This is a genomic window from Vulcaniibacterium tengchongense, assembly GCF_003814555.1.
Classification (GTDB): Bacteria; Pseudomonadota; Gammaproteobacteria; order Xanthomonadales; family Xanthomonadaceae; genus Vulcaniibacterium; species Vulcaniibacterium tengchongense.
The window spans coordinates 414,811-424,315 of record NZ_RKQN01000003.1 but is presented as its reverse complement, the minus strand read 5'-3'; the positions used below and the strand labels follow the sequence as shown (position 1 = coordinate 424,315).

Sequence of the window (9,505 nt, the reverse complement as noted above, 5' to 3'; positions counted from 1 at the left end):
CCCCCTCCAGTGCGAACGACATGACCCGGCACCGCGTGGTGTTCGACTTCGAGATCGCCTTCTCCAACGGCGGCGGGCTGAAGGGCCGGGACTTCCGCCTGGACCTGGACGGCGAGGACATCGACGATGCGGCGCTGGCCGAGTACATCGTCCGCGACCTGCGCCTGCTGATGGCCGGCGAGGTGCGCATCGCCAACAAGCGCGTGCCCGAGGAGCCGCACGAGCGGCCGCGGATCGAGGCGATCGACTACGACGATGCGGTGGCGGCGCTGCTGCGCGCGGCCGGCCTGCCCACCGCCGACCTGGACGCGGCGGCGGCACCGGTGCGGCTGTTCGGGCGGCGCCGCAACGGCGTGCCGATGGCGGCGGTCGGGGTCGAGCGCCACGGTGAGGCCGCGCTGCTGCGGTCGCTCGCGGTGGCCGAGGCGCTGCGCGGCCGCGGCCTGGCGCGCGAGCTGGTCGCACACGCCGAACGCCGGGCCGCGGACGCCGGCGTGCGCCGCCTGTTCCTGCTGACCACGCACGCGGCCGGTTACTTCGCCCGCCTGGGCTACGCCCCGACCCCGCGCGAGGCGGCGCCGGCGGCGATCGCCGCCACGGCGCAGTTCGCGCAGCTGTGCCCGGCGTCGTGGGCGTTCATGGCCAAGGCGCTGCGCTGACGCCCGGCCCCGGCGCGACGGCGTCCGCGGCGTCCAGGTAGTCCCGGATCGCCGCGATCGCCAGCCGCACCTTGGCCGGCTGCGAGTCGCGACGCGCGGTGAGCGCATAGACGCCGAGCGGCGCGAGCGACCATTCCGGCAGCACCGCGACGATCTCGCCGGAGGCCAGCAGGGGCGCCGCGTCCGGTCCCGGCATGCGCGCGATGCCCAGGCCCTGCAGCATCATCTGCTTGACCGCTTCGGCGTTGTTGCCGGCGACCGGCCCGGAGACGCGCACCCGCCGCGCCGGCTCCCCCGGGCGATGCAGTTCGATGAACTCCGGCCGGCTCATCACGCTCAGGATCAGCATCGCGTGCCGGGCCAGGTCTTCCGGGCAGCGCGGCAATCCGCGCGCCTGTGCGTAGGCCGGCGCGGCGACCAGCAGGTGCCGCCATTGGGCCAGGCGCCGCGCCACCAGCGCCGAGTCGCCGAGCGTGCCGATGCGGATCGCCAGATCGATGCGCTCGGCGATCAGGTCGATCCGGCGGTCCTCCGCGAACAGCCGCAGCGACAGTCGCGGATGCGCGCGCAGCAACGGCGCCAGCGCCGCGGCGAGGTGCCGGCTGAAGCCGACCGGGAAGGCGATGCGCAGCTCGCCGCGCGGCTCGTCGCGCAGATCGGCCAAGCGGCGCTCGGCCGATTGCGCGGCCAGCAGCATCGCCGCGCAGTCCTCGTAGTAGGCCTGGCCCGCCTCGGTGAGGGTCAGCTTGCGGGTCGAGCGGTGCAGCAGGGCGATCCCGGTCTCGGCCTCCAGCCGGCGCACCTGCTGGCTGACCGCCGAGGCGGTCATGTCCAGTTCGCGGGCCGCGGCGCTCATCGAGCCCAGATCGACCACGCGGGCGAACAGGGCCATGCGCTTGAGGCGGTCGATTGTGAAGTCCGGCTTCATGGTGATGGTGGATCGACCCCGCTTATCGGCCTCTTCGTTAGCAGGAACACTGTATCGCCTTCCCCCCTCGCACAGGAGTTTCCCATGCACGTCGCCCTCATCGGCGCCACCGGCTTCATCGGTTCGGCGGTGCTCGAAGAAGCCTTGGCGCGCGGCCATCGCGTGACCGCGATCGCCCGCAGCGCGGGCAGGCTGGCGGCCCGCCCCGGCCTGCGGACGAGCGCCGCCGACGCCACCGATCCGGCAGCCGTGGCCGAAGCGGTGCGCGGCGCCGACGCGGTGATCTCGGCCTTCACCGGCGACCGCCGGGGGCCGGACTTGGCGGGCGAGGTCGCCCGCGGCAATGCCGCGATCCTCGAAGGCGCAAAGCGCGCCGGCGTGTCCCGGTTGCTGGTGGTCGGCGGCGCCGGCAGCCTGGAGGTGGCGCCCGGCCGGCTGTTGGTCGAGGAGGACGTGTTCCCCGCCGAGTACAAGGTCGAGGCGCGCGCGATGGCCGGCGTGCTCCAGCGCCTGCGCGCGGAAACCGGGCTGGACTGGACCTTCCTCTCGCCGGCCGCGGAGATCTTCCCCGGCGAGCGCACCGGCCGCTTCCGCCTGGGCGGCGACCGGTTGTTGGCCGATGCCGAAGGCCGCAGCCGCATCTCGGTGCAGGACTATGCGGTCGCGATGATCGACGAGCTGGAGCGGCCGGCGCATTCGCGGCGGCGTTTCAGCGTGGCGTACTGAGGTTCCGGGCCGGGCCGCCCCCACCCCTTCCCCGCAAGCGGAGGGGCCTCGCGCGCGAAGCGCGGCCCGGCGAACTGCGCCGCAGGCCGTATCCACGCCGCGCCGCACCCGCACATGGCCCGGCGTGGCGGCTCGCGGTCAGCCGGCGCGTCGGTCGCGCAGTCTTTCGATCAGCGCCATCGCCGCGGCCGGGTTGCGTTCCTTGGCCGCGCTGATGAAGAACACGAACACGTCGCGGCGCTGGGCCGGCGGCGCCGGGTCGCGGGACAGGCGCGGCAGGTCGTCGGGTTCGCCGCCGCGCGCCCAGGCGAGGGCGCGCTGCGCCCAGCGCTCGAGTTCGGCCGCCGGGTAGCCGGTGGCGACCTCGCTGCGCGCGCGCATCAGCCGCGCGTAGACGAAGTCCGCGGCGACGTCGGCGAAGGACGGGTGGTCCGGCGAATCCGTGAACACCGTGGCGAAGCCGTGCCGGCGGACGAGGGCGACGTAGCCGGCGTCGACGAAGCCGGAGTCGCGCACGTCCAGCACGTGGCGCAGCGCGCGGCCTGCCGCGCGGGGCGGCAGCAGCCCGAGGAACGCGGCGAAGTCGTCGCGGTCGATCCGCCGGCCGGCGTCGAACTGCCAGACGATCGGTCCGAGCCGGTCGCCGAGCGCGGCGATGCCGCCGACGAAGTCCTCGATCTGCGGTCCGGTCCTGGCCAGCGTGCGCGACTGCATGATCCGCATCGGCGCCTTGGCCGAGAAGACGAAGCCCTCCGGCGTCTCCGCCGCCCACTTGGCGTAGGTGGCCGGCTTCTGCGCGCCGTAGTAGGTGCCGTTGATCTCGATCGCGGTCAGGCGGCGGCTGGCGTATTCGAGCTCGCGCCGTTGCACCAGGCCCTTCGGGTAGAAGTTGTCGCGCCAGGGCGCGTAGGTCCAGCCGCCGATGCCGACGCGGATGCCGTCGACCGGCTGCGGCGGCGCCGCGAACAGGTCGCTCATCGCGGCGCGGCCCACGGGTCGTAGCTGCCGAACCACCACAGGTGGCCTTCGAGGTCGCGGCAGGCGTAGCCGCGGCCGCCGTAGTCCTGGTCGGCGATGTCGATCACGATCTCGGCGCCGCCGGCTTTGGCGCGGGCGTAGTGCGCGTCGACGTCGGGAACCACGACGCAGACGCCCTGGGTGGCGCGGCCGCCGGTCTCGTCGGGGTGGATCATCCACCTGGCCCAGTCGCCGTCCTTGTTCGCCGAGCCGAGCATGACCATGCCGCTGCCGAAGGTCAGCTGGGCATGGTGGACCACGTCGGCGTCGGCGTAGACCGCCTGGCGCTCGAAGCCGAACGCGTTGCACAGCCAGTCGATGGCGACGTGGGCGTCGCGATAGACCAGGGTGGGGATGACGCGGCTGCCGGTCTGCGGGGAGTTCATGGCGGAGGGTTCCTGGGCGGTGGCGGGCTCCAGTCTGGCGCAAGCGGGCGTGGCGACCCCGTCGAGGCCGACCGCCCGCGGACGGGAATTCCATCGGCGCGCCAGCGGGACCCGCGCGGACGAACGCGGGTGCCGCGCGAGGAAACCACCGCGGGCATGCCTGCCGCGGCGCCGTCCCTCCGCGGGGGACCGCGCAGGCCCGTGCGAGCCCCGCGAAGGCCAGGCCTTCGCAGGCCGCGGCTCAGCGGATCGGCTCGTCCAGCATCATCTGCCGGACGAAGCGCACCGGCGGCGCGCCGTAGGACAGCACCTGGTCGTGGTAGGCCTTGAGGTCGAACTTCGGCCCGCGCTTGGCCTCCACCGCCTTGCGCATGTCGAAATGCTCCTGCGCGCCGACGAAGTAGGTCGGCAGCTGCGCGCTGGTCAGTTGCGCGCGCACCCACTTGCCGGCGGCCTCGCGCTCCTGCTGGAACGCCTGCTTGGTCATCAGCTCCATCGCCTGCTCGCGGCTCCAGCCGTCCACGTGCACGCCCTGGTCGAGGATCGCGTTGGCGATGGTGCGCAGATAGAACTTCAGCTGCACCAGGCGGAACAGCGGGTCGTTGTCCAGGTAGCCGGCGTCGGCCATCATGTCCTCGGTGTACACCGCCCAGCCTTCGGCGAACAGGCCCGAGCGCAGCACCGCGCGCAGGGTGGAATGCGCGTCGACCGAGTGCGCGCCCTCGAGGTAGTGGCCCGGCATTGCCTCGTGGATCGACAGCAGGTGGATCATCCGGCTGTTGTACTCGCGCAGGAACGAGTCGGTCTGTTCCTGGCTCCAGTCCTCCGGGATCGGCGAGATCGCGTAGTAGGTGTCCAGGCCCTTGTCGAGCGGCCCCGGCGAATCGCAGTACGCGACCGCGACGCCGCGCTGGAACTCCGGCATCAGGATCACCTTGACCGGGTCGTTCGGCACGGTGACCAGGTCGTGCTTGCGGGTGAACTCGGTGGCGTCGGCCAGGGTGCGCTTGGCGAAGTCGACCACCTGGTCGCGCGCGGGGCGCTCGGCGTAGGCCAGCTCCAGCGCCGCCTCGATCGCCTTCTGCTGCTGCGCGGCATCGGGTTGGTCCGGCAGCGCCGGCGCGTCCGGCTTGTCCTTCAGCACCTTCTGCGCGATCCGGTACATCTCGCCGCGCACGCGCTCCAGCTCGGCCTCGGCGCGCCGCTTGATCTCGGCGCGCGACAGCGAGGAGTTCAGCGAGTACTGCAGCTTCTCGTCGTACAGGGTCTGGCCGAGGCGGAAGTCGCCCTTGGCGTTCGGCACCAGGGTCTCGTCCAGCCAGGCCTGCTGCTCGGCCACCGCCTTGCGCAGGCCGGCGACCGCGGCGTCCAGGCGCGTGCGGTCGGCGCCGTGGAGCTGGCCGGCGTTCGGCGCGATGAAGGTGTCGATCAGGCTGAGCACGCCGGCGTTCTGCTTCGCCACCGTCTCGGCGTGGATCCTCGGCACCCGGTTCGGATCCAGGTTCTCGCGCATCCGGGCGAAGATCGCCGGGATCTTCTCCATCCGCGCGGTCGCCGACTTCAGCCGCTGCGGCAGCGGCGCGAACTCGCGCGCCATCAGGTTGTAGATCGCGCCGCCGGCCAGGCCGTTGTAGACCTGCGGGTCCCAGGCCCAGCTCTGCAGCGTCTCCAGCGTCCAGACGTCCGAGCGCAGCTGGTTGCGCAGGATCGCCGCGTCGATCTGGTTCTCGCGCGACAACCGGGTCACGTCGATCGCGTCGAGCTCGGCCAGCAGCCGCTTCGAGAAGTCGATCTGCTTCTGCCGGCCGGCGGCGCTGAGGTCGTCGACCTGGTCGTCGTAGGCGTGCTCGCCGATCTGCGTGGCCGCGACCGGGTTGAGGCGCAGCCAGCCCTCGAGCCAGCGCTTGGACAGATCGGCGAAGCGGGCTTCCACGGCGGGATCGACCTCGGCGCTGGCAGGGACGGCGGCGGGCGCGGCGGCGCCGGGCGCGGGCGCCGGGGCTTCGGAGCGGCAGGCGCCCAGGCCGAGCAGGGCCAGGGCGAGCAGGGAGGGACGCAGTAGGCGCATGCGGAGACTCGCGGAAAGGGAGCGCGCCGCGGAGGATATCGCCTGCGTCGCGCGCATCGAATAGGCCGTTGGTCCCCGTCGCCGGCGCCGCCAGGCCGCGCAAACGTTTCGCCCGCGCGTTGCCTGCCGCGGCGCGGCGGGGCTACGCCGCTAGGCGACGCCGCACAGCCGCCGGCCCTTGCGCGTCAGCCACAGGCGCAGGCGCTGGCCGTCGCGCAGTTGCATCACCAGGTCCAGGCCCTCGTGCTGGGGATCGTCGCCGAGCGTGCCCAGCACGTACTGCAGCCGGGCCACGCCGATGCCGAGCTTGCGGGCCACGCGATGCAGCGGCTGCCCGTCCTCCTCGGCCAGCAATCGCAACAGGGCTAACGCGGTGTGATCGCTCATCGCCGTGACCCGTCCGTTTCTCTCCAGCGTCCGCTCCGGCCGCGCCGGCGCGCCGAAGGCCTGGCGGATGATAGTGCGCCCGCGGGGGGCTTCGTCCATGACCGATGGCACGGCCGGCGCTGGCCGCGCGCGGCGCGCCGATGGCATAGTCGCGCGATGCCGAAGAAGCGAACGAAGACAAAGCGCGCGGGCGGAACGGTCGCGCCCGACCAGCGCGCCGCCGCGCTGCGGCGACGCGCGCGGCCCTGGCTGCTGGCGCTGCTGGCCTGCGCCGCGCAGGCCCAGGCCGGGCCGTGCCCGCCGGCGGGATGGAGCGGCGACTCGCTGCAGGCGCTGCAGCAGGCCGGATTCCGGATGGAGAGCGCGGCGGCGCGCGACGCGCTCGCGCTCGGCCTGCTCGAATGCCTCGGCGAACCCGATCCCGCGCTGCGCGAGGACCTGGCCGCGGCGGCGTTGGCCGCGTGGATGCGCGAGGGGGTGCTGGCGCCGGACCTGCTGCGGACCCTGCGCGACCGCCTGTACCGGGCCCTGGAGCAGGAAGACCGCGACGGCCTGCGCTGGCCGGCCGCGGCGCGGATCCTGGGCGAGATCGCGGGCACCGACCGCGCCTCGCCGTGGATGAGCCCGGCCGAGCGCGCGGCGATGGTCCTGCGCGCCAGCGCCTACCTGCAGTCGGTGCGCGACTACCGCGGCTTCGACCCGGTGCAGGGCTGGCGCCACGGCATCGCCCACGGCGCGGACTGGCTGGCGCAACTGGCGCGGAACCCGGCGCTCGACCGGCACCAGCTCGGCCGCATCGTCGAGGCGATCGGCAGCCAGGCGGTGCCGGCCGGCGGCTACGCCTACGTCAGCGACGAGCCGCAGCGGCTGGCCGAGGCGCTGCTGCAGGCGGCGCGCCGCGGCGTCCGCGACGAAGCCGGCTGGTCGGCCTGGTTCGCGGCCTTGGCCGCGCGCCTGGGCGACGGCGATCTGGCCTGGCGCGATGCCGGCTGGCTGGCGCGCCGGCACGACCTGCAGGCCTTCCTGCAGGCGGTCTACGTCGGTGCGGACCAGGCCCGCGACCCGGCGACCCGGGCGGTGCTGCCGGGGGCGCGCGCGGCCCTGGAGGCGCTGCCGTAGCGCTCAGCCTTCCTCGTCGCTCTCGAACTCGACGAACACGTCCAGGCGCCGCGCCAGCTCCTCGACCACGTCGCGCACCCGCTGCGCGGTGTAGGCGTTGGGCGCGTCGATCTCCAGCTCGTGCGAGGGCTGGCCCTGGTCGTCCGGCAGCCCGGCGGAGCTGGAGTCGTCGTCGTCCATGTGCGGCATCAGGTCGTCGATCTCCTCGATGTGTTCGATGCCGTCGAGGCTGTTCAACAGGTTGCTGATGGCGCGGACGTCGTCGTCGCTGCCGGTCACTCGCAGGCGCAACAGGGGCATGGCGGAAACTCGCGTGCTGGTTCGGGACGGTCGCCGCAGACGCTAAAGAGCGCCGGGCCAAGGCCGCGTGATGGCGCGCCGCGCCATGCCGGCGTCACGCCGCTGGAGTAGGCTCGGGGCATGCGCCCCGCTGCCGAAATCCCCGTGGTCACGCTGCGCCCGCTCGAGCGCGGCGACCTGCATTTCGTCCACGCGCTGAACAACAACCGCAGCGCGATGGGCTACTGGTTCGAGGAGCCGTACGAATCCTTCGTCGAACTGGAGGAGCTGTACCGCAAGCACATCCACGACCAGTCCGAGCGCCGCTTCATCGTCGAGGACGCGGCGCACGAGCGGGTCGGCCTGGTCGAGCTGGTCGAGATCGACCAGCTGCACCGGCGCGCCGAGTTCCTGATCATGATCACGCCCGAGCAGCAGGGCCGCGGCTACGCCCGCGCCGCGACCCGCCTGGCGATCCACTACGCCTTCCGCGTGCTCAACCTGTACAAGCTGTACCTGCTGGTCGACGTGGACAACGCGCGCGCGATCCGCATCTACGAGGACGCCGGCTTCCAGCGCGAGGGCGTGCTGCGCGAGGAATTCTTCAGCGACGGCCGCTACCACGACGTGGTGCGGATGTGCCTGTTCCAGCACCAGGTGCTGGGCGCGGCGCGGAACGGGAAGTGAGCGAAGAGGAGCGAGGGGAGTGCCTTCTCCCGCTCCCCTCGCGCCCGCTCATCGCCGCCGCCGCGCCGGCTTCTTCTTCGCCGGCGCGGGCGGTTCCTCCGCCTCGCGCACCGGCAGCGGCACGTTGCACAGGTCGATGTGCCCGGCCATGTGCTTGTACCAGTCGTCGCGGCGGTTGCGCCGCGACTCGACCAGCTCGGCGAACAGCGGCGTGTCGGTGCGCAGCGCCTCGAGCGGGGTGCGCTCCTTCTTCGGCACGTCGGCGGCCAGGCGGATCGCCTGGATCGGGGTGCGCTGCGCCGGGTCGGTGTAGAAGCCGAGCGGCCCGCTGCCGCGCGGCAGCACCGAGAGCAGTTCCATGCCCTGCACGACGCGGCCCACCACCGTGATGTTGCGGTCGAGCTGGCGCGGCGACTGGCCGATCACCACGTACAGCTCGGTGCCGTCGCTGGAATCGGCGGCGACGTCGCGGCCGGCGCCGACCGCGCCATAGCAATGCGCCAGCCAGGCGGTCTTCGCCGCCGGGTCGCGCCCGGCCGGGAAGCCGGAAGAGAACCCGACCTCCGGCGCCCAGCCGTCGGCGTCGGGCAGGCGATCGAAGGGCAGGCGCTCGCTGCTGCGCGCGAACTCGGCCGGCAGCTTGGCCTTGGCCCCGCGGCCGAGCGGCTTGCGCTGCGCCTGGTCCTCGGCCGGGTCGCCCCATTGCACGACGAAGTTGTCCTGGGCGCGGTTGATGCTCAGGCCGTTCCAGTAGCCGCCCTTGGCCAGGGCGCGGATGTTGGCGACGTGCGCGGGCGCGAATGCCGGCGCCAGTTCGATCACCACCCGGCCGGCCTCGAGTTCCAGGTACAGCGTGTTCTTCGGGTCCAGCGGTCGCCAGTCGGCGGGCTGCGAGGCGTCGAGGATCTCCTGCATCGAGCGCGCCGGCGGTGCGGCGGCGGGCTCCTCGGCGTGGGCGGCGAGGGCGAACAGCAAGGCGGAAGACAGGACGAGCGAACGCAGGCGCGGCACGGACATGGCGCATCTCCCCGGAGTGACCGGCGGATTCTGGCGCAGGCGCGCGGCGCGGACCAGCGCGCCGGGCGCGTTCGTGGCCGCCGGTCACCCTGCCGATGCGAGCCGCGCCGCTGCCGCCGATTCGGCATCGATGCGGCGCGTGTCCCGGCTTCGCCGAGTCGCCATGCCGCGGCCACGGGCGGGCGGGCCGCGGCGGCCGGCGCCATCGGCGGCCGGGCACCGCCGCATCCGG

At 73.5% G+C, this 9,505-nt stretch carries 11 protein-coding genes; 4 read left to right on the top strand and 7 right to left on the bottom strand.

Features of this window, described 5'->3' with window-relative positions; translation table 11 throughout:
- The first annotated feature begins 20 nt into the window (after positions 1–20).
- On the top strand, positions 21–659 hold the full coding sequence (arsN2, locus tag EDC50_RS12380; protein ID WP_206751295.1) for an arsenic resistance N-acetyltransferase ArsN2: 639 nt from the start codon (positions 21–23) through the stop codon (positions 657–659).
- Here the strand turns inward: arsN2 and EDC50_RS12375 are convergent.
- Positions 637–1,587: a LysR family transcriptional regulator gene (locus tag EDC50_RS12375; protein WP_199742083.1), complete on the bottom strand. Its 951-nt coding sequence runs from the start codon at positions 1,585–1,587 to the stop codon at positions 637–639. The genes arsN2 and EDC50_RS12375 overlap by 23 nt on opposite strands.
- An 84-nt stretch (positions 1,588–1,671) precedes the next feature.
- Here EDC50_RS12375 and EDC50_RS12370 point away from each other — a divergent pair, with 84 nt between their 5' ends.
- Positions 1,672–2,313: an NAD(P)-dependent oxidoreductase gene (locus EDC50_RS12370; RefSeq protein WP_123770786.1), complete on the top strand. Its 642-nt coding sequence runs from the start codon at positions 1,672–1,674 to the stop codon at positions 2,311–2,313.
- Positions 2,314–2,451: 138 nt separating this feature from the next.
- On the opposite strand, the gene EDC50_RS12365 is transcribed toward EDC50_RS12370, so the two are convergent.
- The 4 genes from EDC50_RS12365 to EDC50_RS12350 form a co-directional block, all read right to left on the bottom strand.
- A complete protein-coding gene (locus tag EDC50_RS12365) occupies positions 2,452–3,291 on the bottom strand; it encodes a DUF72 domain-containing protein (RefSeq protein ID WP_123770785.1) in 840 nt (279 codons plus the stop codon).
- Positions 3,288–3,716 (bottom strand): VOC family protein, encoded by a 429-nt coding sequence (locus tag EDC50_RS12360; protein WP_123770784.1) that lies wholly within the window; start codon positions 3,714–3,716, stop codon positions 3,288–3,290. Before EDC50_RS12360 ends, EDC50_RS12365 begins: the two co-directional genes overlap by 4 nt.
- Positions 3,717–3,957: 241 nt before the next feature.
- Positions 3,958–5,775 (bottom strand): DUF885 domain-containing protein, encoded by a 1,818-nt coding sequence (locus tag EDC50_RS12355; RefSeq protein ID WP_123770942.1) that lies wholly within the window; start codon positions 5,773–5,775, stop codon positions 3,958–3,960.
- A gap of 159 nt (positions 5,776–5,934) precedes the next feature.
- Complete coding sequence (locus EDC50_RS12350; protein WP_123770783.1) at positions 5,935–6,171, bottom strand: hypothetical protein; 237 nt, start codon at positions 6,169–6,171, stop codon at positions 5,935–5,937.
- Between the two features lie 156 nt (positions 6,172–6,327).
- Between EDC50_RS12350 and EDC50_RS12345 the strand changes: the two genes are divergently transcribed.
- Entirely contained in the window at positions 6,328–7,290 is a 963-nt protein-coding gene (locus EDC50_RS12345; RefSeq protein ID WP_123770782.1) for a DUF2785 domain-containing protein, read from the top strand.
- Positions 7,291–7,293: 3 nt separating this feature from the next.
- Here the strand turns inward: EDC50_RS12345 and EDC50_RS12340 are convergent, their stop codons facing one another.
- The gene (locus tag EDC50_RS12340; RefSeq protein WP_123770781.1) at positions 7,294–7,590 is read right to left on the bottom strand and encodes a hypothetical protein; all 297 of its coding nucleotides are present in this window, start codon (positions 7,588–7,590) and stop codon (positions 7,294–7,296) included.
- A 120-nt stretch (positions 7,591–7,710) separates the two neighbouring features.
- Here EDC50_RS12340 and speG point away from each other — a divergent pair, with 120 nt between their 5' ends.
- On the top strand, positions 7,711–8,256 hold the full coding sequence (gene speG, locus EDC50_RS12335) for a spermidine N1-acetyltransferase (protein ID WP_123770780.1): 546 nt from the start codon (positions 7,711–7,713) through the stop codon (positions 8,254–8,256).
- Positions 8,257–8,304: 48 nt separating this feature from the next.
- Here the strand turns inward: speG and EDC50_RS12330 are convergent, their stop codons facing one another.
- Positions 8,305–9,273, bottom strand: coding sequence for a peptidylprolyl isomerase (locus EDC50_RS12330; protein WP_123770779.1), 969 nt, complete (start codon positions 9,271–9,273; stop codon positions 8,305–8,307).
- Positions 9,274–9,505: the final 232 nt, after the last annotated feature.